The sequence below is a fragment of the Pseudomonas sp. GV047 genome (genome assembly GCF_003058245.1).
Classification (GTDB): Bacteria; Pseudomonadota; Gammaproteobacteria; order Pseudomonadales; family Pseudomonadaceae; genus Aquipseudomonas; species Aquipseudomonas marginalis.
Map to the genome: position 1 here is coordinate 739,009 of NZ_QCWA01000001.1, position 25,424 is coordinate 764,432.

The window sequence follows — 25,424 nt, forward strand, 5'->3', positions numbered from 1 at the left end:
GCCCGAGCCCCCGTTCAGGCACGCCACATTGCAATGCAACGAATGGCCCACCGAGCCCTCATATGTTCACGAGTAATGTTTAACCACGACAGGTACCAAGCTTATGACCGCGGCTGAAAACAACCATGTGAACTGGCTGGTGGAACAATCGATGCTGCACGCGGCACGCCAGCGCGCCAAGCTCTATTCGGGCCAGGGCCGGTTGTGGCAGCAGCCGTACGCGCAGACCCGGCCCCGTGATGCCTCGGCCTTGTCGTCGGTGTGGTTTACCGCCTACCCGGCGTCGATTGTGACGCGTGAGGGCGGTACGGTGCTGGAGGCGCTGGGGGATGAGACGCTGTGGCATGCGCTGTCGAAGATCGGCATCCAGGGCATCCATAACGGCCCGCTGAAGAAATCCGGTGGCCTGACCGGCACCCGGCACACGCCGACCATCGACGGCAATTTCGACCGCATCAGCTTCGAGATCGACCCGCAGTTGGGCACCGAGGCGCAGTTGCAGGCGTTGACGCGCATGGCGGCGGCGCACAATGCGGTGATCATCGACGACGTGATTCCGTCCCACACCGGCAAGGGCGCGGACTTTCGCCTGGCGGAGATGGCCTACGAGGATTACCCCGGCCTTTACCATATGGTGGAGATCCGCGAGGAAGACTGGCCGTTGCTGCCCGAGGTAGCCGAGGGTCGCGACGCGCAGAACCTCAGCCCGGCCCAGGTGGACGCCCTGCGCGACAAGCACTATATCGTCGGCCAGTTACAGCGGGTGATCTTCTTCGAGCCCGGCGTCAAGGAAACCGACTGGAGCACCACGCCGGTGGTCATTGGCGTGGATGGCAAGCCGCGTCGCTGGGTGTACCTGCATTACTTCAAGGAAGGCCAGCCGTCGCTGAACTGGCTCGACCCGACCTTCGCCGCGCAGCAGATGATCATCGGCGACGCCTTGCACGCCATCGACGTGATGGGCGCGAAAATCCTGCGCCTGGACGCCAATGGTTTCCTCGGCGTGGAACGCACCCTCGATGGCACGGCCTGGTCCGAGAGCCATCCGCTGTCGATCACCGGCAACCAGTTGCTGGGCGGGGCGATTCGCAAGGCCGGCGGTTTCAGCTTCCAGGAGTTGAACCTCACGGTGGATGACATTGCGTCGATGTCCCATGGCGGCGCCGACCTGTCCTATGACTTCATCACCCGCCCGGCGTACCAGCACGCGCTGTTGATGGGCGATGCCGAATTCCTGCGCCTGATGCTGCGCGAAATGCACCGCCAGGGCATCGACCCCGGCTCGCTGATCCACGCGTTGCAGAACCACGATGAGCTGACCCTGGAGCTGGTGCACTTCTGGACCCTGCATGCCCACGACACCTTCCTTTACCAGGGGCAGACATTCCCCGGCAATATCCTGCGCGAGCACATCCGCGAGCAGATGTACGAACGCCTGGCCGGCGAGCATGCGCCGTATAACCTCAAGTTCGTGACCAATGGCGTGTCCTGCACCACCGCCAGCATCATCACGGCGGCGCTGGGCATTCGCGACCTGGAGGCAATCAGTGCCGCCGACATTCAACAGATTCGCCAGATCCATTTACTGCTGGTGATGTACAACGCCATGCAGCCCGGGGTGTTCGCCTTGTCCGGCTGGGACCTGGTAGGCGCGCTGCCGTTGGCCGCCGAGGAAGTCGCGCACTTGATGCAGGATGGCGATACCCGCTGGATTCATCGCGGCGCGTACGACCTGGTGGATCTGAACCCTGACGCAGAATTGTCGGCCGGCCAGATGCCACGCTCGAAAAGCCTCTACGGCAGCCTCAACAGCCAGTTGCAGGACCCGGACTCGTTCGCCTCGCAACTGCAAAAGATCCTCGCCGTGCGCCGCGCCTACGACATCGCCGCCAGCCGCCAGATACTGGTGCCCGACGTGCAGAACCCCGGCCTGTTGATCATGGTCCACGACTTGCCGGCCGGCAGAGGCACGCAAATCACCGCGCTGAACTTCGGCGCCACGCCGATCACCGAAACCCTGAACCTGCCGGATATCGCGGCGGGGATGGTGGTGGACATCATCAACGAACGGGTGGAGGGCGACCTGACGGCGGAGGGCGAGTTCACCATTACCCTGGATGCGTACGAGGGGTTGGCGCTGCGGGTTATCAGCAGCACGCCGATGTAACCTCAATCTTCCAAGCACCGAAGAACCCAATGTGGGAAGGGGTGTTGTCAGGCCTGTGGCTGCTTTTCAGCCAACTGAAACCGATACCCCACCCCATACAACGACTCAATCGGGGTTTCCCCCGGGCATACCTGTTCCAGCTTGCGCCGCAGGTTGCGGATATGGCTGTCCACCGTGCGGTCGGTGACCACGCGGTGGTCGGAGTAGAGGTGATCCAGCAACTGGTCGCGGGAAAACACGCGGCCGGCGGCGCGGGCGAAGGTGTTGAGCAGGCGCAGTTCCAGGGGCGTGAGGTCCAGCGCGATGCCGTCCAGCGAGGCCTGGTAGCGGGCTTCGTCGATCAGCAGGCGCGGCGCGCCGGTGCCGAGCAGCTGCGGGCTGCGGCGCAGGATGGCCTTGACCCGGGCCACCACTTCACGGGGGCTGAAGGGTTTGCAGATGTAGTCGTCGGCGCCCAGTTCCAGGCCGAGCAGGCGGTCCACTTCTTCGACGCGGGCGGTGATCATGATGATCGGCACCGCGCTGAAACCGCGCAGGTCCTGGCACAGCTGCATGCCGTCACGGCCGGGCAGCATCAGGTCGAGCAGGATCAACCTGGGCTCGTGGGCACGCACGGCGGGCACCACGTGCAGGCCATTGTCCAGGCACCGGGTGGTATAGCCGGCGGCCTCCAGGTAGTCGCGCATCAGGGCGGCGAGCTTGGGTTCGTCTTCGACGATCAGGATCGGCGGTTCATCGTGCATGGTTCACAGGCTCCGGGGCAGGCGCAGGGTCAGCCACAGGCCGCCGTAGGGCGAGTGGTCGGCAACCAGGCTGCCATCGTGGGCGTTGGCGATGCTGCGGCAGATTGCCAGGCCCAGGCCGGCGCCGCCATGCTCGCGGTTGCGCGATGACTCGCCGCGGTAGAACCGCTCGAACAAGCGTGGCAACTGGCTTGCGGACACGCCCGGCCCGGAGTCGAGAAAGTCGATACGCACCGTGTCGCGGTCGACCCCCACACTGAGGCGCAACCTGCCGTTGACGTCGGTGTAGCGCAGCGAATTTTCCAGCAGGTTGGAAAACAATTGCTGCAGGCGACTGGCATCCGCCAGCAGCTCCACGGGCTCGCGCGGCAGCTCCAGATCGAGCTGCAACTGGCGGGCAGCGAAGCGTTCCCGGTACATCGCCAGGCTGTTTTCGAGCACGTCGTTGAGCATGCATGGGGCCTTCCGGTAGGTCAGCGCACCGATATCCGCCAGGGACAACTCATACAGGTCATCCACCAGCTTGCTGAGCATGCCGACTTCGCCGAGCAGGGATTTCATCGTATTCGGGTCCAGGCTGCGCACACCGTCCTCGATCGCCTCCAGCTCGCCGCGCAGCACCGACAGCGGCGTGCGCAGTTCGTGGGAGACATCAGCCATGAACTCCCGGCGCATTTTTTCGTTGCGCTCCAGGGTATAGGCCAACTGGTTGAAGTCGCGGGCCAGTTGGCCGACTTCGTCGTTGGAGGCCACGGCCACGCGGCTGCTGTAGTCGCCGCTGGCCAGGCGGTGGGTGGCGGCGGCCACGCGCTTGACCGGCTCCAGTAGCGTGCGGGCGATCCACCAGGCAATCAGCATCGCCAGCAGCAGCGAGAACACGCCCATCACCAGGCTGGTGCGCAGCTGGTATTGCTGGAAGCGTTCGCCACCGGCTTCGGTCACGCTCTGGAACGGGGTCACGGCCAGCCAGCCCACGGTTTCGCCCGCGACCACAATGGGGCTCACCAGCGCATCCTCACCAATCGCGGTGTAGCCGGTGACGCGCTTGCGGTCCTTGTCGAGCAGGGCGATGCGAAACAGCGCACCGGTCAAGTCCGAGGCCAGCGGTGTACGTAGGTCATTGGTGACCCGTTCTTCGTCGGGGTCTGGGCGCATGATGTCGAACCAGCGATCCGGGCGGTTGCGCATGAACGCCCAATTGCCTTCGCGCGCATAAGCACTGGCCAGGCGCGGCACCACCGTGGCCATGCGCTCCAGCGCCTGTTCATTGATATAGCCAAGGAACCCGCGGCCAAAACTCCAACTGGTGGCCAGGCCCATGCTGAGGATGACCAGCAGCACGCCGGCCGATACGGCGACAAACAGTTTGGTGGAGATACTCAACTTCATGAACAAGGGCCGTAAAAGAGTGGACCCGCCCATTTAGGGCCCCAGGGAGGAAAGATTCAACCCGGGCGGGCAATCTTCAATTTTCCTGCACATTTGCCCAGCAGCATGACGGTAAGGCTTGCACCACCCCGTCTTGCAGAGGCAACTATGTCGACCAAACTTTTCGCCAAATACCTGGTAACCGCCGCGGTACTCCTGTCGTTCATCATTCTGGTGCTGCTCGGCGGCTGCTCGTCTGGCGACCCCGCGCCCGCAGTCGCCACCCCCAAGGTCTCGGTGATCACTGTGCAGCCCAAGCGCCAGGTCATGACCACTGAACTGGCCGGGCGCACCCAGGCGTTTATGGTCGCCGAGATTCGCCCGCAGGTCGGCGGTATCGTGCAGCAGCGCCTGTTTGTCGAAGGCGCCGAGGTCAAGGCCGGGCAGGCGCTGTACCAACTGGATGCGGCACCCTACAAGGCGGCATTGGCTGAGGCCCAGGCGAGCCTGGCCAAGGCGCGCGCCACCTTGAAGTCGGCACAGACCACCGCCGCGCGTAACGCCCGGTTGGTGAAGATCGACGCCATCAGCCAGCAAACCAACGAAGATTCCCAGGCCACCCTGCTGACCGCCGCCGCTGACGTCCAGGTGGCCCAGGCCGACCTCGACACTGCCCGCATCAACCTGGCCTACACCCGCATCAGCTCGCCGGTGGCCGGGCGTATCGAGACGTCCACGGTCACCCCCGGCGCACTGGTGGTGGCCAACCAGGACACCGCACTCACTACCGTGCAGCAACTCGACCCGATCTATGTGGATGTGACCCAGTCCACCACTGAATTGCTCGCCCTCAAGCGCGACCTGGCCCGTGGCGTGTTGCAGGCCAACGGCGACGGCGAGGCGCGCATCAGCCTCAAACTGGATGACGGCAGCACCTACAACCACGACGGCCGCCTCAAGTTCAGCGGGGTCAGCGTCAACCAGGGCACCGGCACCGTGACCTTGCGTGCGGTGTTCGACAACCCCGAGCATGTGCTGCTGCCCGGCATGTACGTGCGTGGGGTGTTGGAGCAGGCCCGGGATGACCAGGCGATCCTGATCCCGCAAAAAGCCGTAAGCCGCAGCGCCAGCGGCGTGACCTCGGTGTTGCTGGTGGTTGACGGCAAGGTCGAGCAACGCGTGCTCAGCGTTGACCGCGCCGTGGGCAACCGGTGGTGGGTGACGGCGGGTTTGCAGGCCGGTGACCAGGTGATCGTCGAAGGTGGCCAGAAAGTCCGCATCGGCGCCATGGTCCAGACCCAGGCCGCCGATGCCGGCGCCCTGGCGCAGGAGGGTTGAACATGGCGCGTTTCTTTATCGATCGACCGATTTTCGCCTGGGTCATCGCCATCGTGATCATGCTCGGCGGCGCGTTATCCATCAGCCAGTTGCCGCTGGAGCAGTACCCGGACATCGCGCCGCCCACCGTGCGTATTTCCGCCACCTACACCGGCGCTTCGGCCAAGACCGTCGAAGACTCGGTGACCCAGGTCATCGAGCAACAGATGAAAGGCCTGGACAACCTGACCTATATGTCGGCCTCCAGCAGTTCGGCGGGCAGCGCCAGTATCAGCCTGACCTTTGGCGCCGGCACCGACCCCGATGTAGCGCAGATGCAGGTGCAGAACAAGCTGCAACAGGCCGAGTCGCGCTTGCCGCAGTCGGTGCAGAGCGAAGGCCTGACCGTGACCAAGGGCGGCTCGGACTTCCTGATGATTGCCGCCCTGGCCTCGGACAACCCCAGCGTCACCGGCACCCAGATCGGTGACTACATCTCCAGCACCTTGCTCGACTCCATCAGCCGTATCGACGGCGTGGGCGACGTACAGACCCTCGGTTCGGGCTACGCCATGCGCATCTGGCTGGACCCCGCGCTGCTGGAAAAATACGCGCTGATGCCGTCGGATGTGAGCACCGCGCTGGAGGCGCAGAACACCGAAGTGTCAGCCGGCCAACTCGGCGCATTGCCGGCGGTGAAGGGCCAGCAACTCAATGCCACCATCAGCGCGCGCAGCAAACTGCAGACGGCCGAGGAGTTCCGCAACGTGGTGGTCAAGTCGAGCAGCGACGGCGCGGTCGTGCTGCTCGGTGATGTGGCAAGCGTGGAGTTGGGCAGCGAGAGCTATGACATCAACTCGGCCCTCAACGGCAAGCCGGCCGCCGCCATGGGCGTGCAACTGGCGGCGGGCGCCAATGCGCTGGAGGTGGGCGAGGCGGTCAAGGCCAAGCTCAAGGAACTGGCGCCGTTTTACCCCACCGAAATGCAATTGAAGAACGTGATCGCCTACGACACCACGCCCTTTGTCAGCCTGTCCATCGAGGAAGTGGTCAAGTCCCTGGGCGAGGCCATCGTGCTGGTGGTGCTGATCATGTTCCTGTTCCTGCAAAACCTGCGGGCCACGCTGATCCCGGCGATCACCGTGCCGGTGGTGTTGCTGGGCACGTTTGGCGTGTTGGCGTTGTTCGGTTACTCGATCAATACCCTGACCATGTTTGCCATGGTCCTGGCCATTGGCTTGCTGGTCGACGATGCGATTGTGGTGGTGGAAAACGTCGAACGGGTGATGAGCGAGCAGGGCTTGTCGGCCCTGGCGGCCACGCGTCAATCGATGGATGAAATCACCAGTGCACTGGTCGGCATCGCCCTGGTGCTGAGCGCGGTGTTTATTCCCATGGCGTTTTTTGGCGGTTCCACCGGGATCATCTATCGGCAGTTCTCGGTGACCATCGTCTCGGCCATGGTGCTGTCGGTGGTGGTGGCGATGACCCTCACGCCGGCACTGTGCGCCACGCTGCTCAAGCCGGGGCATGCGGTTCAACGGGGCTTCTTCGGTTGGTTCAACCGTTCCTTCGAACGCTGTTCCAGCGCCTATGAAGCGTTGGTCGGCGCTGTCCTGCAACGCTCACGGCGCAGCCTGGTGGTGTATGTGCTGATCGCCGCAGCCATGGCGGCGGGTTATGCCAGCTTGCCTACTTCGTTTCTGCCGGATGAGGACCAGGGCATTCTCATGGCGCAAATCCAGCTGCCGGTGGGCGCTACCGACAGCCGCACCCAGGCGGTGTTGCAGCAGTTCGAGACGTACATGCTCAAGCAGCCGGAAGTCGAGGCGATGATCAGCATCAGCGGCCTGGGCATGGGCGGCAACAGCCAGAACACTGCACGGGCGTTCATTCGCTTGAAGGACTGGAGTGAGCGCTCGGACGATGCCGCCACGATTGCCCAACGTGCCACGTTGGCCCTGGCAAGCATCGGCGATGCCGATGTATTCGTGATGCAACCGCCCGCCGTGCGTGGCCTGGGCCAGAGCTCGGGGTTTGATTTGCAGCTCAAGGACCTCGCCGGTCTTGGCCACGACGCATTGGTGGCGGCGCGCGAGCAGTTCATCGCGCTGGCCAGGCAAGACCCGCGCCTGCTGGGCGTGCGCAGCAATGGCCTGGACGATGCACCGCAACTCAAAATCAGCATCGATGACCACAAGGCCGGGGCCCTGAGCCTGAGCACCAGCGACATCAACAGCACCTTGTCCACGGCGTTGGGCGGTACCTATGTGAACGACTTCCTCAACCAGGGCCGCGTGAAGAAGGTCTACGTGCAGGGTGAAGCCGGCACGCGGATGCAAGCGGCCGATCTGGACCACTGGTTCGTGCGCAACAGCAACGATGAAATGGTGCCGTTTTCGTCATTTGCCAGCAGTGCCTGGAGCTATGGCTCGCCGTTGCTGGAGCGCTACAACGGCACATCCTCCCTGGAAGTGGTCGGCGACCCGGCGCCCGGTGTGAGCTCCGGCGCGGCGATGGACGCGGTGGAGGCGATTGCCCGGCAACTGCCCGATGGCATCGGCTACGAGTGGACCGGCCAGTCGTACCAGTTGCGTCTTTCCGGGTCCCAGGCGCCGTTGCTGTATGCGGTGTCCATCCTGTTTGTGTTCCTGTGCCTGGCCGCGCTGTACGAGAGCTGGTCGGTGCCGTTCTCGGTGATCCTGGTAGTGCCCCTGGGTATCGTCGGCGCGGTGTGGGCCACTCGCTTTACGGGGTTGAGCAATGACGTGTACTTCCAGGTCGGCCTGCTGACCACCGTAGGGCTGGCAGCGAAGAACGCGATCCTGATCGTCGAGTTTGCCAAGCACCTGCAGGAGCAGGGCAACAGCCTGCGCGAGGCGACGCTGATCGCCGTGCGCCAGCGCCTGCGGCCGATCCTGATGACGTCCCTGGCCTTCATGTTCGGCGTGCTGCCCCTGGCCGTGAGCAGTGGCGCAGGTTCCGCCGGGCGCCGGGCCATCGGCACCGGTGTGCTGGGCGGCATGTTCAGCGCCACGGTGCTGGGGATCTTCTTTGTACCGCTGTTTTTTGTGTTGATCCGTCGCCGCTTTGGCCGTGTCAGCACGACGCCCATTGTCGAAAAAGGTGACGCATGACCCGCTTTCTCTTCCCGTTAGTGGCCGCAGTGGTCTTGAGTGGCTGCATCAACCTGGCGCCACACTACCAGCAACCCGAGGCACCGGTGCCTGGCGAATGGCAAGCGGGTGTGCAGGGTGAGGTGCCGGCCGACATCCAGTGGCAGCAGTTCTTTACCGACCGCCGCCTGGCACACCTGCAAACCCTGGCCCTGGCCAATAACCGCGACCTGCGCCTGGCCAGCCTGAATATCGAGAAGGCCCAGGCGCAATACCGCATCCAGCGCGCAGCGGCGTTCCCGACCCTCGACGCCAGCGTCAGCGGTACCCACAGCCGCACGCCGGGCTCGCTGTCCAGCGGCGGCACGGCCGTCACCAGCCACGACTACAGCGCGCAATTGGGCCTGAGCAGCTATGAGGTCGACGTGTTCGGCCGCGTGCAGAACCTGCAGGACGAAGCGCTGGAAGACTACCTGGCGCTGACCGAAACCCGGCGCAGCACGCAAATCAGCCTGGTGGCAGAAGTGGCCACCGCCTGGCTGACCCTGGCCGCCGACAACGAGCACCTGCAACTGGCCGAAGAGACCCTGGCCAGTCAGCAGTCCACCTACGAACTGACCCAGCGCAGCCACGCCCTGGGTGGCTCCACGGCGTTGGCCGTGGCCCAGGCGCAAACCACCGTCGAATCGGCGCGGGTCGATGTGGCCGAGTATCAGAGCCAGATCCTCCAGGACCGCAACGCCCTGCGCCTGCTGGTCGGCAGCGACATCCCCGATGCCTTGTTGCCCGACGCCCACCTGCGATCGGCAGCGGCGTTGGTGCAGGTGCCGGCCGAGCTGCCGTCGAGCCTGTTGCAGCGGCGCCCCGACGTACTGGCGGCGGAGCACAGCCTCAAGTCCGCGAACATCGACATTGGCGCGGCCCGCGCGGCGTTTTTCCCCAGCATTAGCCTCACCGCGAATGCGGGCTCCGCCAGTGCGTCACTGTCCAGCCTGTTCAAGGCCGGCAGCGGCGCGTGGACCTTCGCCCCGAGCATCAGCCTGCCGATCTTCGATGCCGGCAGTAACCGCGCGACCCTGGATGCGGCCAAGGTCGAGAAAGAGATCCAGGTGCAGACCTACCAGCAAACCCTGCAAACCGCATTCAAGGAAGTCGCCGACGCCCTGGCCGTGCGCAGCACCCTGGACCAGCGCCTCACCGCCCAGCGAGCGTTGACCGAGGCGAGCCAGAAGAGCTACGACCTGTCCGACGCGCTCTACCGCGCCGGCTCGCAAAGCTACCTCGAAGCCCTGGATTCCCAACGCTCGCTGTACAGCGCCCAGCAGGACCTGATCACCCTGCGCCTGGCGGAGCAGAGTAATCGGGTGAGTTTGTATAAGGTGATGGGGGGAGGGTGGCAGTAAATATGGCGAAGTCTGTACAGCAGTTCAGCGTCGAACGGTTTTGGAAGCGCGTTATGGATTTGCTAGCGAGATGAACTTCATTGTCTTGTCACTCAGCACTGACAGATCATCAGCCGTGATGCGTATACGAAGGTTGCTGTCTACACCGCTGGAGATTTCACAACACCCAAACAACGCAATTGATGCGGGTTTGCCCTTGGATATCCAGTAATCAAACAACGCAGCGTACAGACACTCGGACAGCTCGTCGAACTCAAGCCGTTTTTTGACGAATAGGAACAATTGCTCAAGATTTCGGAGATCGTCTTTCTTGTTGTTGAAGTCTTTACAGGCGAGGGTCAAGGTGTTCGCAAAAAAGAGGTTCGTGCAACGTCCTGTTTGGCTGCCAAAGGCCGATAAATGCCGGGTAAATTTTGCAAGGCAAATTTGCTCGATAGACAGTACAGCTATACCTTCACGAATTAGCTGCAGGTTTTGGGCAAGCATCCACACCACGCCGTCATCGTCACTGAGTAGCGGGCAGAGAGTGAAAAGTTTTTCGCAGTTGCCGAGAAAACCCTCGCAGTCGCGTGCTGCCAGCGTGAGGCTGAGGCTTCGTCCCCATAGTGACAAGTGCGCCTGGCCTGCTTCATTCGAATAAGACACGTTGAATACCACTTGGATTTGACTCGCCAGGGCTAAAGCGCTTCGTAGGTCATTTTCAAGCAGTCGCGCAGTCTGCGCGTTGAATACCGCTTTGGCCTCCATGGCGATTGCGACTGCCGGGTCGCTGACCCGTGCGACGTAGCGTTCTATTTCAGGATGCAGTTCGAGTACCTTTGCTGGCGTTTTTAGTTTCGCGTATGCGTACATGATATTGACCAATGCCCAAGTTGAACTGACGTGGAAAGGCTGGTCCAGGTTTCCTTGTTCAATGCCCTGTCCCACCTGTGGTGCCAGCAAAGGAAGGCAGCGTTTGGCCAGCGGGATCAGTTGGCTACTTAGCGAGTAAGTATCGCCCAAGGGCTCACTAAGGTACTTGGCGACTTCTTTGTAAAGACGCGCCAGGAGTGTGTTCAGCTCAGAGGAAGCGCCAAAATTCGTTTGGAGGATTTGGGCAGAAACCAGCGCCTCAGCCAGCATCTCTTCATGGTGGTTTTGTATAGCTGCCATGGCAACGTTCACAATAGCGTCCCCCCAGAAGAGCTCAAACTTGTCGTCTGGATGTTCTATGACTTCGGTGACGAACTGCCTGGCTTCCAGATTGACTGCGCGCGCACGCGCTACGTCGACTTGTTTCTTGACTGGGTCAACGATCAGGTGCATAAGCGCTTTGAGCTGCCGGTACGCCACTTCTCGATCGGCGGGGAAGTGTTGTGCCAGCCTGGATAATAGCTCGCAAGTACGATTGATTTGCGCCGCAGACGGTTTTTGCGTGCCGAGTTTGATCATCGCGTTATAAAGCAGCCGTGCGAGTAGGCTCAGCGCAAACTTATGAGTTGTCGGCACCTTACAGGCGACCGCCGTCAGCATGTCGAGTAGACGCAGATATCCTGGGAGGCAGATCGTGGTTTTTTTCAACGCATCCAGGGTTTCGAGCAGGTTGTAAGGGTGGAGAGTCCATGCCGAACTCAAGATAGCCTCAAGCGAGGCGTCGGTTAGAGTCGGCAGTGCGGTAGCGGGCGCGAACTGCATTTGAGGGCGCCACAATTCATCGATAAAGAACTCGCCGATCAGGTCGGGCTGCAGGATGCCTCTCGGAGGGCAGACCTCTAAGGCTGCTTTGGTAGTCGGCGCTAACTGTGTTGCAGGAATCAGCTGCGCAAGGTCATCCCAGAGTTGTTGCTGTTGTGTGCTCAACAGTTCGAAGATGTGCTCATGCTGTCTCAAGTCTTCGACGGTGGGGATCCGATATGTCTGGGTCTTGGGGTCTTTGACCAGCAGGTAGTCCGACTCATCATCGCCGGTTCGAACAAGTACCCGGTGATCCTCCTGGAGGATATCCAGGCCGCGAATAAGAGTGGCCACTGCGAGCAACTGCACGAGCCTTGGAAACAGACCTGTGTCATTGCATCTGGTTTTCCAGCGCTGCGCCTCACGTTGCAGCACCGGCAGCAGCAACTCGCGCAAGGCGGGCACGTGAGTATCATTTGGCGCTCGGCTGAACGCCCCTGCAATCAGCGCAATCAACAAAGGACGGCCTTCGCTGACGTGCATGACCTGCGTCCAGAACGGTGAGGACGGCGGTGGCAGTTGCTCCACGACCGCTGGTGCTCCGGCTTCTAGCCAGGCCCGTAATATCTCGCCAGCCTGTGCACTCAGCGCGGTCAGTTCGCGCGGCGCCTGGTACTGATTGTTTCTAATCAATGTCGCGGTGGTGCTTTCAGTGAGGACCAGCTCTTTCCACCAGTCTGCGTTTTCATTTGCTTCTCGCTCAAGCAGTAACACACGCAACTTCGAACTCAGGCTATCGCCCAGTGCGCAGCACATTCTTAACAATGCCTTGAGCGCTTCAGAGTCCCGTGCCGCATAATCGAACACCAGCAGAGTGGGGCGTTGCAATTGTTGAAGTTGCTCGACGGTCGGTAGGTTTTTCGCGTCGGTGAAGCCGCAATACCAGTTATCTTTGTACTTGAGCTCAAGTTCATGGGCCAAGCGCGTCTTGCCAATTCCCGCGGGACCACACAGCGTCCACCAACTGAATGGCGACGGGCTTTCCATGAAGTCCGCCAGTACGTCCAAGTCACCGCCACGCCCCAGCAGCGGAATCTTACGTTCGGCGAAAAACAACCAGCGGGGAGTGAACGGCGGGATTTCCTCTTGGGAGACTTCAGTCCTGAGCAACCAAACGGGACGGTGCGCGGGGTCTTCAGCATGGCGATAACTTTTAAGTATCTTCCACACCACCAGAAGCGGTTCTGGCGTTAGCTTGGCAGCCTTTTTCAGCAGGTCGGTGTAGTCGAGAATATCCGTCTTGGCATTGAATGCCAGCCGGCTTCCCACCACTTCATCAATAGCCTTTTGAAAATAGCTTTGCTGTTTATTGGTCAGCACATAGACGATGACCCGTGTGTAGGTTTTGTCCAGGTCGTGGTTCAAGAACTTTGCCAGTGTGTTCTTTACTTTTGTCAGGGTGGTGGTGCCAGATATTTGGATGCCGATCTGTTTGACCTCATCCCCCAGGTCGATGGCTGGGTAGTCCTCTTTCTCTTCGTTGAGGTTACGCAGGTCCGGCCAGCCCATGATGGTTTGGAATAGGGGCAGAACGACTTTTTCTGAGATCCTGTGGACGTCGAACAGACCCATTGCCGTGCTGGCTTCGACATTCTTCACCAACCAGATGAATTCGTCTTTGACTTCAAGCAGCAACTTCTGGTGATCCATAGAACGCCTTCATCCTTGAAAAATAGGGTGTGTTTCGACTCTGTAAGCGAGGCGAATCTACCGTTATCACACGTTGCTCTCAAGTCGTAGGACGAAGGGGGCTGGAAAAAGCCGCCCAAGGCGGCTTTTTCCAAGAGGTTGGATACCCGGGCGTTGAACTATGGCCGCCGCTGATCCTGCGCCGCCTGTAACACCCGCAGCAGATTCCCGCTCCAGATATTCGCCACCTGCTGCTCGCTATACCCGGCATCCAGCAACCGCTGGGTAATCACCGGCAACTGGCTCACATCGTCCAGCCCGCTTACGCCACCGCCGCCGTCCCAGTCGGCGCCGATACCGACGTGGTCCGGGCCGGCCACTTCCAGCAGGTGCAACAGGTGCTTCATGAACACATCGAGGCTGGCCTTGGGTTGGGCGAAACGCAGGTTGAGGCTGTCGCGTTCCTGATAGAGCGCCTTGACCTGTTCCGGGCTGAGGGCGGCAAGGTTGTGGAAGCGTGCGCCGAGCGCGGCCATGGCTTTGTTGCGATCCGGGTTGGGCGTGAGGGGGATCAGGTAGTCGCTGTAGGCGTTGACCTGGATCACCCCGCCCTTGGCCGCCAGTTGGCGCACGCGGTTGTCGTCGAGGTTGCGTGGGTGCGGGTTGACCGCGCGGCTGCTGGAGTGGGAGGCGATGAGCGGGGCGCTGGACAACGCCAGCATCTGGTCGAACACCGCGTCGCTGGCGTGGGACACGTCGAGCAGGATGCCCAGGCGGTTGGCTCGTTGCACCAGGTCGCGGCCCTTGGGGCTCAGGCCTTTCCATTCCGGCAGCGCGGTGGCCGAGTCGGCCAGGTCGTTGTTCATGAAATGCACCAGGCCGAGCATGCGCAGGCCTTGGCGGTAGTAGGTGTCGAGCAACTCGGGATCGGAGCTGAGTGGATCGGCGTTTTCCATGCTGATAAACACCACGCGCTTGCCTTGGGCCGCGATACGCCGGGCGTCGGCGGCGGTCAGGGCCAGGGCGAAGCTGTCGGGGTTGCGGTCGATCACATCACGGATGCGGGTGAGGGTGGCCAGGCCATAGGCGCTGGCGTAGGCGCGGCCTTCCTCGGTGCGTGGGCCCTGGGGGGTGTAGACGGCGAAGAAACCCCCATCCAGGCCGCCTTCGCGCATGCGCGGCAGGTCGACCTGGCTGCCGTCCTGGCGATAGTCGTGGCGCTCGAGGATGTTCCAGCCGGGGCGCGTCAGGGTCAGCGGTGTATCCAGGTGGCTGTCCAGCACCAGCAAGCGCTGGTGCAAGGCCAGGGTGGTGGGACTGACGGCGGTGTCGGCGTGGGCCAGCAGTGGCAGCAGGGCGAGCAGCAGCAGGCGCTTGTTCATGCTCAGAACTCCATGCTCAAGGTGCTTTGGAAGGTGCGCGGCGAACCCGGGCGGAACACGGCGGGGCCACTGGTGCTGGTGAGGATGTAGCCCAGGTAATCCTTGTCGAACAGGTTGTCGACATTGAACCGTAACTTCACATTCTTCAGTGGGCCGTAGTGCAGGCGCTCGCCCCCCAGATCCAGGTAGGCGTTGTACAGGGTGTAGCCGGGCACCGATTCACTGTTGGTGAAGTTGCTGTAGCGCTCGCCGATATAGCGTGCCGAAAAGTTCAGCAGTGCCCATGGCGCCAGTTCATAGGTAACCCCGGCCTGGGCCAGCCAGCGCGGGCTGTCGGGCACCTCGTTGCCTTTGATCGAAAGGCCGCCGGCGTCGTTCCGAAACGTGGAGGTGTTGTAGGTCAGGTTGCCGTTGAGCACCACCTTGTCGGCCAGGATCGGGGGTTTCCATTGCCCGCTCAGCTCGCTGCCGTAGGCCTGCACCTTGCCGACGTTCTGGTAGTAGGTTTCCACCTGGCTGCTGCCGGGCACGGCTGAGGCGAAGGCTTGCAGGCGGTTATCGAAGTCGGTGCGGTACAGCGCCCAGGCCGCGTTGAAGGTCGGCCGGTTGATGCGATAGCCCACCTCGTAGTTCTTCGCCCGCTCCGCCTCCGGTGGCGGCGCGCTGGGGCTGGCCGCGCGGAAGATGTCGTCGGCGCCACGGGGCAGGGCCATGTTTTCCGAATAGGAAGCAAATACCTGGGTGTCATCGGTGAGGTTGTAGACCAGCCCGGCCTGGGGCAGGAAGGCGTCGTTCCACTGGGTGGCCAGGCGCGGCTGGCGGTCGTTGACATAGTCGCCGGCGTTGCGATAGCCCTCGATGCGGTACTTGAGGTGCAGGCTCTTGAAACCGAACTGCAGGCGCAGGCGGTCGTCGAGCAGGGTCCAGGTGTCCTTGAGGTGGTACTGCAACGAATTGCGCGTGGAGCTGAAATCCCCTTGCAGGTGCACCGGCTCATTGAACAGCGGCTCGCCGGCCGGGCTGCCGTCGGTGAGGTTGTAGCGCGCCTGCTGGCGGTTGAACACATCGGTCTCGGCCCACATACCGGTGTCGATCTGGTGCTGGCCGATGTCCCATTGCAGCCCGGTGCGCCCGCCGAAGCGATGGCCGCTGAGGGACGACAAACCGTATTGCACGCCTCGTGGGGCAAACAGGCCATCCACGTTGCTTTCGGCGTTGTGCAGCGCCAGGGAAGTGGCGTAGGCCTCGGGGGACACGCCAAAGCCTTTCTTGGCCTCGTAGTAGAGGGTGGTGTAGTTGAGCAGGTCCGGGCGGATCTCGAACTGGCCGCCCAGGCTGTACAAGGTGTCGCGGCGCTGGTTCACCGCCTGTTTGTAGAACTGGTTGTAGTGGGTGTTGCTGTAGCGCACGCCGGGCACGCTCTCGGGTAAGTCGGGCAGGCTGCCGAGGTAGGCGAAGTAACGGCCCGAGCGACCGAACGGGTCATTGGCGCTGCCGTCGTACTGGGCGCTGCTGACGTAGGGCGAGTCGTAGTCGTAGAACGCGTTATGCACGGCGCGCAACCACACTTCGTCACGCTCGCCGAAGCGGTAGCGCACCTTGGCCTCCAGGTGTTCACGGTCGATGGTGCCGGGGCCGCGCCACAGGTCGCCGTCGATTTTCGAGCGGCTGAAATACGCCGACAGGCCCTGGTATTCGCCGCTTTGCAGCTTGACGAAACTGCGCCGCAGGCTGTCGCTGCCGAGGGTGTAGGACAGGCTGGCGCCCGGCTCGAGGGTGGGGTTGCTGGTCTGGTAATCCACATATGGGCCCAGGGACGCATAGCCCGATTGCGACACGTCGCCCGCGCCGGTGGAGGCGGTGACCCGCTCGGTGTTTTCATTGTCGACGTAGCGATAGATCGGGCTGCCGCCGAACTGATCGGTACGGCCCAGTGGCACACCGTCGATGGAAAAGCCGATCTGCTGCAGGTTGAAGGCGCGCACGAACACCGAGTTGCCGAACTCATACAGGCCCAGCGCATCGTTGACCTGCACGTTGAAACCGGGCAGCGCCTCGAGCATTTTCAGCCCCGAAGTGCCGGCCGGCGCCGACAGCAAAGCCTGGTGCGAGATGCTCAGGGTATTGCTGATCTTGTCTTCGCCAATGGCGGCGCTGGCTTCGGTCACGCGGGCACCGACCACCTCGACTTTGCTCAGTTGCGGTTCGGTGGAATCGGCGGCCTGCGCCGCCCAGCTTGAATCGGCGACCAGCAGGCTGGCCAGCAGGGTCTTGCGGTACTGAGCAATCATTGTCTGTCCTTGGCAAAGGTGTAGCGTTAAAGCCCGGCGTGGGCTTGGGCGAGAAACTCGGGCTGGGCCCACTCGTGCACGCTGAAGTCGTTCTGCAGGAAGCCGCGTTGCACCAGGAAGTCCTTCTTCAGCTCCAGGGCCGCCAGGTTCTGCGGCGCCAGGTTCGGTACAAAATCCAGCTCGGCGATGGCACGGCGGATAAACCCGGCGTCCGGCAGGAAGGTCACGCGGGTGAACAGCTCGGCGGCGGCATCGCGGTGCTGGTTGATCCAGCGCCCGGCGCGGATCGCGGCGCGCAGGAACGCCACGACCACCTGGGGATGCTCTTCGGCAAAGGCACGGTTGACGGTGGTGGCGTAGGGGCCGTTGTGGTTTTTCAGGGTCCAGTCCGGGTAGCGTTCCAGGTCTTCGATTACCGTGAATTCACCGCTGGCGAGCAGCGCCGGCACATGCCCGGCCGCGACATGCAGCGCATCCACACGGCCTTCGGCCAGGGCCTGCACCTCATGCCCGGGTTGGCCATGCAGCCCATGCAGTTGCGACCAGAACGCCGAAGGCCGCACGGCCGGCAGCAAGGTCTGCGGGTCGCCTTCGTCCTCCAGCTCGATCAGGCGTACTTGCGACGGCTCCAGCCCGGCCAGTTGCAGGGCATTGAACAGGCCATGCTCGGCCAGCGCCTTGAGCACATCGACCCGCGCCGTGTTGCGGCTCACCGGTACGCCGATGCGCTTGCCGAACAGGTCGGCGACCTGGCGGATACGCCCCTCGGCACGCACCAGGATCTGCCCGGCGCGTTGGGTGGCGGTGCTGGCCACCAGCAACGTATCGGCCTGGTCGGCGCGCGCCCACAAGGCCGGCACCGCGCCGCCGTCGCGAATCAAGCGGGCTTCGCCATGGGTGAAGTGCGGCAGCCAACCGAGGTTGTCGGGCAGTGAGCGCAGGTAGATCGCGTCGGCGCCGACGCGTTGGTATTCCTCGTCCAGCCAACCGAGTTCAACGGCAATATTGGACGCAACCAGCAGCGGGCAAATGCTGTAGTGGGTGGGCAGTGCTTGGCTCATGGCAGACTCCTTGGGGAATGTGGGGTGGCGCTCAGGCGTTCGAGGCCTTGTTGCAGGTCGGCGAGCAGGTCCTCGACGGCTTCAAGGCCCACGTGCAGGCGCAGCAACACGCCTGGTTCAATCAGTGCTGAAGGGTGGCGCTGCTGTTGGCGAATCAGGCTCTCGAAACCGCCCCAGCTGGCGCCCATGGCGAACAACTGCAGGCTTTCCAGGAAGGCCTTGGTTTGGGGCTCGAAGCGCGGCTTGAGAACCACGCCGAACAGCCCGGTGGAGCCGAGGAAGTCACGCTTGAACAGGTCGTGCCCGATGGCCCCCGGCAGCGCCGGGTGCAGCACCTGGGCCACTTCGGGACGCTGTTGCAGCCACTGCGCGACGGTGAGCGCCGAGCGCTGGTGCTGGCGCAGGCGTACACCCAGGGTGCGCAGGCCACGCAGGCCCAGGTAGGCGTCGTCGGCGCTGGCGATATAGCCCAGTTGGCGGACGGTCTCGCGCACCGTCGAATACAGGGTTTCAGTGGTGACGATCACGCCGAGCATGGCGTCGCTATGGCCCACCAGGTACTTGGTGGCGGCATGAATCGAGATGTCCACGCCATGGGCGAACGCCTTGAAGAACAGCGGCGTGGCCCAGGTGTTGTCGAGCATCAGCAGTGCGCCGTGGGCATGGGCGGCAGCGGCCAGGGCGGGAATGTCCTGGACCTCGAAGGTGCTGGAACCGGGTGCTTCGGCGTACACCAGGCGCGTATTCGGGCGCAGCAAGCCGGCGATGTCGGCACCGAGCATCGGCGCGAAGTACGTGGCCTCAATGCCATAGCGCGGCAGGATCTGGTCGAACACCTTGCGCGCATGCCAATAGCAATTGTCGGTCACCAGGATATGGTCGCCGGCCCGCGCCACCGCCAGCACCGCGCCGACAATCGCCGCCAGGCCGCTGGGCATGATCAGCCCGCGAAAGCCGCCTTCCAGCTGCGCCACGGCGTCTTCGAAGGCGGCGGTGGTGGGGTTGCCGTTACGGCCGTAGATATGCCCGCGATAGTGCGGGTCGGCGGCCTGTTGCAGGTGGTTTTCGAGGGTGCCGGTGTCGGGCCAGATAAAGGTCGAGCTGCGATACACCGGGGTGTTGACGCTGCCTTCGTGGCTGGCGGGGTCGCGTCCCAACTGGGTCAGCAGGGTATCGTCATGCATGGGGTTAGTGCTCATGTGCGCTCCAGCCGTTTGGCCAGGCGGGAGAGGGGGTAGATGTAGACAAAGAAGGCGATGAACACCAAGCCGTAGGCGGGCAGCAGTAGGTCGTTGCGCAGTTGCGTGGACAGGTGCGATTGCACGGTGGTCATCAGCTCTTCCACCCCCAGCAGGTTGGCCAGGGAGGTGGACATGGTCACCGCGCAATACAGGTTCATCCACGGCGCCACCAGGCTGGGCAGGGTCTGCGGGATGATCACGTGGCGCAGCGCCTGGCCGTGATGCATGCCCAGGGCCTGGGCGGCTTCCCACTGCCCCAGCGGCACCGCGCGTACGGCACCGCGCACGATCTCCGAGACATAGCCGACAGCGGGCAGCGCCAGGCCCAGTGCGACCTTGAGCCAATCCGGCAATTGCCACCAGCGCCCGGCCCAGTGCACTTCATAGGGCAACAGGTAGGCCACATAGAACATCACCACCAGCCACGGCAGGTTGCGCAGCAGGCGGCTCAGGTGCCCGGCACCACGACGCAGGCGCGGCCGGGCGCTGACCTGCAGGCTGCCGAGCACGACACCGGCCAGCGTGGCCACCAGCATCGCGGTGACGCCCATGAGGATATTCAGGCCGAAGCCTTGCAGCAGCGCCGGCGCCCACTGCCACAACAGTGCGGGCCAGGACGGTTCAGGCAGCATCGGGCAACTCCTGGCCTGGCAGGCGCAAGTGGTTTTCCAGGCGGCGCAGCAGCCAACTGCTGGTGCCGATCAGCAGCAACCAGACCAGCAGCAACACCTGCATCATCTCGGCGACGTTGAAGTTGTCCGACCAGATCCGATTGCTCGCATAGAGCAATTCCGGCACCGCAATCGCGTAGGCAATCGAGGTCGACTTGATGGTTTGCACCACCGTATTGCCCATGGCCGGCAGGCTGTTGCGCAGCGCCAGCGGCAGTACGATATGGCGCAGTACCGTGGTGCCCTGCATGCCGAGGGCGGCGGCCGCGTCGAGGGTGGCGCGGGGCACGGCATCGATCCCGGCGCGCAGGTTCTCGGCCTGGAACGCGCCGCTGTGCAGGGCGATCACGATGATCGCCCATTGCGTGCCGTTGAGCAGCCGCACACTGGTGTCGTCCGCCAGCGGCAGCCAGGCGCCGACGCCGAAGTAGAAAAAGAACAGCTGCACCAACAGTGGCGTGTTGCGAAACAACGCGACGTACCCCGCGCTCAACCGGCGCCACAGCGAGCGGCGCGAACCCAGGCCGGCGGCCCCCCACACACCGATCACCAGGGACAGGGCAATACTTGCCACCGACAGCAACAGTGTCAGGCCCAGGCCGAGCAGGAAGCGCTGGCGGTCCATCGTGTCCCACAGGATGCTCAGCGACAGGCCATGCTGTTCCAGCCACAGGCGCAGGTTGGCCTCACTCATGGCTGGCCCGCGCATGCTGCTGCGCTACCCAGGCATTCGGCGCCAGGCCGTAGCGCTGTTCCAGGCCGATGATCACGCCCTGGGCATGCCAGCCTTCGACGATGCTCGACAGCGCCGCCAACAACGCCGGCTGGCCCTTGCGCAAGGCGATGCCCCACGGCGCCGGATCCTGGCCCGGCAGCTTGACCTCGTAGTCGGCCCATTCCGGCTGGCGCGCCAGGGCGCTGTACAACGCATCGTCACCCATCGCCCCCAGGCAACGGCTGTCGGCCACCGCCTTGCGCACTTCGGCCGTGCCGTTGAACGAGGCGAACTGCACGCCGTAGCGCGTTTCAAACGGGCGCACCCACACACTGGTGGCGGGCGCACACAGGGTCTTGCCGCGCAGGCTTTGCCAGTCCGGCACGGCGGTGCTTTTCGGCGCAAACACGGTGGCGGCCGAGCTGTAGAAACCGGGGCTGGCAAAATCCACTTCGCGCCGCCGTGCGGGAGTGTCGAGCAGGGACGTGACCAGCACCTCGCAACGGCCCTGTTCGAGGAACAGCAAGCGGTTGAGCGGATTGACTGGCACAAGTTGCAGCTTGAGCGGCTGGCCGACCTTGGCAGACAGCTGCTGTTGCAGGTCGACGATCAGGTCCAGGATCAACCCGCCGGGCTTGCCTTGGGCATCGAAGGTCTTGAAGGGGGGGAATTCGTCGCTGGTGCAGACGTTGAGGGTGCCACGGGATTGGGCGCGTTCCAGCAGGGGTTCGGCGTGGGCGTGGAGTGCGCCGAATGCAAAAATAACCAACAGCGCCCGCTGCCAAAGTGACCTGTCGTAAGGGCCGGAGGCAAGTCGAATCGTCGCACCGCCCCTTCCACTTTTATCAGGGCGATGGGCGAGCGCACTCATGTCGCACTCCAGCCCAGGCGCGACCGCTGTGCCGCGCCGCTGGGAAAGGGCTGCGGCGTACCGAGCTGCTGCGCCAGGAAGGTCAGGTAGGCCGCTTCTTCCAGGTTCACCAACAACCGTGTCGCGGCCAGCACGTCCCGTTCCGACCAGGCAAACGGCCCGTGATTGGCCAGCAACGCCGCCGGCGCACGCGGATGTTCACGTAACGCCGCCACCACCGGCTCCGGCGCATACCGCGGCCCCCATGCGGTCAGCGGCACCTCCTGATCTTCATCCAGAATCCCCAGCAACTGCGTGGCATGGGGGCGCAACGCTCGCCCGGCAATCGCGAAGGCGGTGAGATACGGCGAGTGCGTGTGAATCACCGCATTCACCAAGGGCCGCTCGCGGTAGATCGCCACGTGCAGCGCCGCCACTTCCTTGAGGTTGTCGGTGAGGCTGCCCTGGCTGTGTTGCAGGTCGAAATCGACAATCGCCGCCACGCCACTGTCGGCGCCGCTGAGCGAGGCGATCACCAGCCGTGCTTCGCCGGGAATACGCAGGCTGATATTGCCCGCCTCATTGCTCGACAACACCTGGTGCTTGATCAGCAGTTGCTTGGCCAGGGCAAAGTCGTGTTCGAACACTTGGGTAAAACGCACAGGATCAAAGCTCATGGGAACTCCTTGGTTGAGTCAGAAGCGGTAGTCGGCTTTCACGTAGTAGAAGGCGCCTTCGGCACCGGCCGGGGAGATGCTCTGGTAGGCCACGCGCCCGCCGACAAAGCGGTTGGCCACGTCGATCTTGTCCGGGTAGCTGTCGAAAATATTGTTGCCGCCCAGGGTCAGGGTGAGCGCCTGGCTGATGTCGTAGGACAGGCTGGCGTTGCTCACCCATTGCGCCGAAAAGGTCTGGTCGCGGGCTTCGCCAAGGTTGGAGTCGAGGGTGTAGGTGCCGTAGCGAATCGTGTTGACGCTCGCCTGCCAGGCGCCCTTGCGCCAGTCGGCACCGAGGATCAGCTTGCTGTTGGGCGAGGCGCTTTCCACATAGCTCAGGGCTTCGCGATTGATCAGGGTGATGCCGGTGCCGGCCAGTGGGCCGGGGTTGTCCTTGATGTCGGTGACCTGGGTCTTGCTGTAGTTGAAGGCGCCGTTGAGGGTCAGCTGGCTGGCGTCGGCCAGGTCCAGGCGATAGTGGGCGGCGAGGTCCACGCCGCTGGTCTTGGTGTCGAGTGCGTTGGTGAAAAAACTCACCCCGGAGTAGTTGCCATAGCCTTGGTTGGCGAGGATCTGGCTGACCTGGGCGCCGCTGAGGGTTTCCGACAGGGCAATGCGGTCCTTGATGCGGATGTGGTACGCATCGAGGCTGACACTTGCACGCTCGAGCGGCTGCCAGACCACGCCGAGGGACAGGCTGGTGGATTTTTCCGGCTTCAGGTCACTGGCGCCCAAGGCGCGGGCGACCGGGGTGTTCACGCTGACGGTGCCGACCTGGTAGGCGGTGGGGTCGCCGGCCTTGAACTCGGTCTGGGTCGCCGAGGTGCCGATCTGCCCCAGGGTGGGCGCGCGGTAGCCGCTGCTGAGGGTCGAGCGCAGGCCCCACTGCGGGGTGAAGTCGTAGCGCGCGGAGAACTTGCCGGTGCTGGTGGTGCCGAAATCGTCGTAGTGCTCGCTGCGCCCGGCCAGGCCCAGTTGCAGTTTGTCGGTGACTTGCTGCTCCAGGCCCAGGTAGCCGCCGAACACGTGGCGGGCATAACGGCCTTCGTCGCTGTCCTGGGTGCCGGGGAAGCCCTGGGCGCCGCCGGCACGGGCGGGCAGGGCGCTGCCGTGGGTCCAGGAGGCGAGGTCACCGGCGATCACTTCATAGGCTTCATTGCGCCACGCCAGGCCGCTGGAGAACACCAGCGGGCCCGCGCCCCAGCCGACCTTGAATTCCTTGATATGGTCGAGGCCGACGTTGGTTTGCTCATTGACCAGCGCCCCGGCATTGAAGCTCGTCGGGCTGGCGGCGCCGAGGCTGGCGTTGAGCGAATCGCTGAGGTGATAGTCGATGCGGTTGCGTCCGTAGTTGGCACTGAGGTCGAAGCTGCCGAGTTGCTCATCGCGGATCTTTACGCCGCCGGTGACCGAGGCATCCCGCGAGCGCACGTCGAGCAGTGGCAGGAAACCGTTGGGGTACACGGCCACCAGGTTGTTGGGGTCGATGGGCCGGCGAAAGGTTGCCTGGGATTCGCCGGTACGGTCCTGGTAGGTGGCGAAGCCGTACAGGTCGACCGTGTCGCTCAGGGACAGGCCGCTGTTCAGCGCCAGGTTCCAGTCCTCGAGGCCCGGCGAGCCGTAGCGCCAATGGCGGTCGGCATCCGCTTCACGGGCGTCGCCGCTGGGGTAGAACTGCCGGCCATCGGTGCCGCCGGTGGAGGTGCGTTCGCTGCGCAGGCCTTCGCCGCTGAGGGTGAGAAAGCCATCGCCGGGCAAGGTGAAACCGCTCCACCCCCCCACCGACCGGCGAAAGCCATCGCCCTTGGTGTACTGGCCGAAGGTGCTTTGCACGGCGCCGCCGTGGTCCTGCTCCTTGAGCACGATATTGACCACCCCGGCAATCGCATCCGAACCGTATTGGGCCGAGGCGCCATCGCGCAGCACTTCGATATGGTCGACGGCGCTGACGGGAATCGTCGACAAGTCCACCGCCTGTGAGCCACGCCCCAGGGTGGCCTTGGTGTTGACGAACGCCGAGGCATGCCGACGCTTGCCATTGACCAGCACCAGCACCTGGTCGGCCGCCAACCCGCGTAACGACACCGGCCGCTGCGACGACACGCCATCGGTGCCGTTGACCTGCGGGTAGTTCACTGACGGCACCAGGGTTTCCAGGGCCTTGGCCAGGTTATCGGTGCCGGCGCGCTGCAACTGCTCGCTGCTGATCACATCCACGGGCGCCGCGCTTTGCAGCGCGGTGACGTCGCTGCGCCGGGTGCCGATCACCTCCACGGATTTCAGGCGTGGCGCCAGCGGTTCGCTGTTGGCCGCCGCTGCCGGGCTGGCCAGTCGATGGATCAACACTGCACCGCTGGCCGTCTGGCTGAAGCCCAACGAGGAGCCGCCCAAGGCAATGCCCAGCGCCTGTTCCTGGCTCAGTCGGCCCTGGATCGCGCGGCTCCCACGGCCTTCCACCAGCGGCGGGTCGAAGGCGATAGGGTGGCCGCTTTGCTGGGAGATGCTCAGCAGCACCTCATCCAGGGGGCCTGCGGGGATATTGAAGTCAATCACCCGTTTTACCGACGCCGCGTCGTTTTGCGCCAACGCCAGGCTCGGCAGCGTCAGCCCGCCCATGGCCAATGCACACGCCAAAGGTGCCAGGGTGAATCCTGTTTTCAACATGCCAATCTGCTCCGGGTCGTGATGTTCTTTACGACCTTGAGCAACTTCGCGTGTGGATTTTCACTACTAAGTTAGAACGATTAGTTGGGTGTCTAGATGATTTAGTTGCGCTTATAAGCTTCGATCAAATGGGTCTAAGTGCGCAGTGAAAATATAAGGGACTATCTGCACAAGGGTACTGACAGCCAGAACGGGTTGTCCGCGCAAAGCATACAACGTTCACCGCGATGAACGTGTACGGCGGTCTGCACGCTTACGGAGAAGCTCATCAGGAGACAGATGCCCATGTCTGAAGTGCAAGTTCTACAGGTTCATGTCCAACGACCTAGCCGTTCGGTCAGTTGTGGCGAAAAAACGTTTCAGCTTAGCCTTCTCGC

General features: G+C 63.3%; 16 protein-coding genes. 4 read left to right on the forward strand and 12 right to left on the reverse strand.

The genetic code is table 11. The features are described from left to right. The first annotated feature begins 103 nt into the window (after positions 1–103). Positions 104–2,167 (forward strand): maltose alpha-D-glucosyltransferase, encoded by a 2,064-nt coding sequence (gene treS, locus C8K58_RS03410; RefSeq protein WP_108573020.1) that lies wholly within the window; start codon positions 104–106, stop codon positions 2,165–2,167. Between the two features lie 47 nt (positions 2,168–2,214). Here the strand turns inward: treS and C8K58_RS03415 are convergent, their stop codons facing one another. Further along, positions 2,215–2,910, reverse strand: coding sequence for a response regulator (locus C8K58_RS03415; protein WP_027606710.1), 696 nt, complete (start codon positions 2,908–2,910; stop codon positions 2,215–2,217). 3 nt (positions 2,911–2,913) lie between these two features. After that, entirely contained in the window at positions 2,914–4,299 is a 1,386-nt protein-coding gene (locus C8K58_RS03420; protein ID WP_108573022.1) for an ATP-binding protein, read from the reverse strand. A 147-nt stretch (positions 4,300–4,446) separates the two neighbouring features. On the opposite strand from C8K58_RS03420, the gene C8K58_RS03425 reads away from it, so the two are divergent. From C8K58_RS03425 to C8K58_RS03435, 3 genes are read left to right on the forward strand one after another with little or no spacing between them, the layout of a single operon-like run. After that, positions 4,447–5,616: an efflux RND transporter periplasmic adaptor subunit gene (locus tag C8K58_RS03425; RefSeq protein ID WP_108573024.1), complete on the forward strand. Its 1,170-nt coding sequence runs from the start codon at positions 4,447–4,449 to the stop codon at positions 5,614–5,616. Between the two features lie 2 nt (positions 5,617–5,618). After that, a complete protein-coding gene (locus C8K58_RS03430) occupies positions 5,619–8,732 on the forward strand; it encodes an efflux RND transporter permease subunit (RefSeq protein WP_108573026.1) in 3,114 nt (1,037 codons plus the stop codon). After that, positions 8,729–10,114: an efflux transporter outer membrane subunit gene (locus C8K58_RS03435; RefSeq protein WP_108573028.1), complete on the forward strand. Its 1,386-nt coding sequence runs from the start codon at positions 8,729–8,731 to the stop codon at positions 10,112–10,114. The genes C8K58_RS03430 and C8K58_RS03435 overlap by 4 nt, the downstream gene beginning before the upstream one ends. 51 nt (positions 10,115–10,165) lie before the next feature. Here the strand turns inward: C8K58_RS03435 and C8K58_RS03440 are convergent, their stop codons facing one another. The 10 genes from C8K58_RS03440 to C8K58_RS03485 all read right to left on the reverse strand — a co-directional run bounded on the left by C8K58_RS03440 (position 10,166) and on the right by C8K58_RS03485 (position 25,047). Continuing rightward, positions 10,166–13,477, reverse strand: a complete 3,312-nt coding sequence (locus tag C8K58_RS03440; protein ID WP_027606705.1) for an SMEK domain-containing protein — start codon at positions 13,475–13,477, stop codon at positions 10,166–10,168. 158 nt (positions 13,478–13,635) lie between these two features. Beyond that, positions 13,636–14,838 carry a dipeptidase gene (locus tag C8K58_RS03445; protein WP_108573030.1) on the reverse strand — a complete coding sequence of 401 codons (1,203 nt, stop codon included), beginning with the start codon at positions 14,836–14,838 and terminating at the stop codon, positions 13,636–13,638. 2 nt (positions 14,839–14,840) lie between these two features. Then, positions 14,841–17,129: a TonB-dependent receptor gene (locus C8K58_RS03450; protein ID WP_108573032.1), complete on the reverse strand. Its 2,289-nt coding sequence runs from the start codon at positions 17,127–17,129 to the stop codon at positions 14,841–14,843. 26 nt (positions 17,130–17,155) lie between these two features. Further along, entirely contained in the window at positions 17,156–18,190 is a 1,035-nt protein-coding gene (locus C8K58_RS03455) for an ABC transporter substrate-binding protein (protein WP_108573034.1), read from the reverse strand. Next, the gene (gene metC / locus C8K58_RS03460; protein WP_108573036.1) at positions 18,187–19,389 is read right to left on the reverse strand and encodes a cystathionine beta-lyase; all 1,203 of its coding nucleotides are present in this window, start codon (positions 19,387–19,389) and stop codon (positions 18,187–18,189) included. Before metC ends, C8K58_RS03455 begins: the two co-directional genes overlap by 4 nt. After that, complete coding sequence (locus C8K58_RS03465; RefSeq protein ID WP_092357127.1) at positions 19,386–20,063, reverse strand: amino acid ABC transporter permease; 678 nt, start codon at positions 20,061–20,063, stop codon at positions 19,386–19,388. The genes metC and C8K58_RS03465 overlap by 4 nt, the downstream gene beginning before the upstream one ends. Next, positions 20,053–20,796 (reverse strand): amino acid ABC transporter permease, encoded by a 744-nt coding sequence (locus C8K58_RS03470; RefSeq protein WP_108573038.1) that lies wholly within the window; start codon positions 20,794–20,796, stop codon positions 20,053–20,055. Before C8K58_RS03470 ends, C8K58_RS03465 begins: the two co-directional genes overlap by 11 nt. Next, positions 20,789–21,688, reverse strand: a complete 900-nt coding sequence (locus C8K58_RS03475; RefSeq protein ID WP_108573041.1) for a transporter substrate-binding domain-containing protein — start codon at positions 21,686–21,688, stop codon at positions 20,789–20,791. Before C8K58_RS03475 ends, C8K58_RS03470 begins: the two co-directional genes overlap by 8 nt. Further along, positions 21,685–22,344 (reverse strand): class II aldolase/adducin family protein, encoded by a 660-nt coding sequence (locus C8K58_RS03480; RefSeq protein WP_027606698.1) that lies wholly within the window; start codon positions 22,342–22,344, stop codon positions 21,685–21,687. Before C8K58_RS03480 ends, C8K58_RS03475 begins: the two co-directional genes overlap by 4 nt. An 18-nt stretch (positions 22,345–22,362) precedes the next feature. Further along, the gene (locus C8K58_RS03485) at positions 22,363–25,047 is read right to left on the reverse strand and encodes a TonB-dependent receptor (protein ID WP_108573043.1); all 2,685 of its coding nucleotides are present in this window, start codon (positions 25,045–25,047) and stop codon (positions 22,363–22,365) included. Positions 25,048–25,424: the final 377 nt, after the last annotated feature.

Coding starts and splice junctions, on each gene's coding strand:
- treS (WP_108573020.1), top strand. CDS start 104: ATGACCGCGGCTGAAAACAACCATGTGAACTGGCTGGTGGAACAATCG.
- C8K58_RS03415 (WP_027606710.1), bottom strand. CDS start 2,910: ATGCACGATGAACCGCCGATCCTGATCGTCGAAGACGAACCCAAGCTC.
- C8K58_RS03420 (WP_108573022.1), bottom strand. CDS start 4,299: ATGAAGTTGAGTATCTCCACCAAACTGTTTGTCGCCGTATCGGCCGGC.
- C8K58_RS03425 (WP_108573024.1), top strand. CDS start 4,447: ATGTCGACCAAACTTTTCGCCAAATACCTGGTAACCGCCGCGGTACTC.
- C8K58_RS03430 (WP_108573026.1), top strand. CDS start 5,619: ATGGCGCGTTTCTTTATCGATCGACCGATTTTCGCCTGGGTCATCGCC.
- C8K58_RS03435 (WP_108573028.1), top strand. CDS start 8,729: ATGACCCGCTTTCTCTTCCCGTTAGTGGCCGCAGTGGTCTTGAGTGGC.
- C8K58_RS03440 (WP_027606705.1), bottom strand. CDS start 13,477: ATGGATCACCAGAAGTTGCTGCTTGAAGTCAAAGACGAATTCATCTGG.
- C8K58_RS03445 (WP_108573030.1), bottom strand. CDS start 14,838: ATGAACAAGCGCCTGCTGCTGCTCGCCCTGCTGCCACTGCTGGCCCAC.
- C8K58_RS03450 (WP_108573032.1), bottom strand. CDS start 17,129: ATGATTGCTCAGTACCGCAAGACCCTGCTGGCCAGCCTGCTGGTCGCC.
- C8K58_RS03455 (WP_108573034.1), bottom strand. CDS start 18,190: ATGAGCCAAGCACTGCCCACCCACTACAGCATTTGCCCGCTGCTGGTT.
- metC (WP_108573036.1), bottom strand. CDS start 19,389: ATGAGCACTAACCCCATGCATGACGATACCCTGCTGACCCAGTTGGGA.
- C8K58_RS03465 (WP_092357127.1), bottom strand. CDS start 20,063: ATGCTGCCTGAACCGTCCTGGCCCGCACTGTTGTGGCAGTGGGCGCCG.
- C8K58_RS03470 (WP_108573038.1), bottom strand. CDS start 20,796: ATGAGTGAGGCCAACCTGCGCCTGTGGCTGGAACAGCATGGCCTGTCG.
- C8K58_RS03475 (WP_108573041.1), bottom strand. CDS start 21,688: ATGAGTGCGCTCGCCCATCGCCCTGATAAAAGTGGAAGGGGCGGTGCG.
- C8K58_RS03480 (WP_027606698.1), bottom strand. CDS start 22,344: ATGAGCTTTGATCCTGTGCGTTTTACCCAAGTGTTCGAACACGACTTT.
- C8K58_RS03485 (WP_108573043.1), bottom strand. CDS start 25,047: ATGTTGAAAACAGGATTCACCCTGGCACCTTTGGCGTGTGCATTGGCC.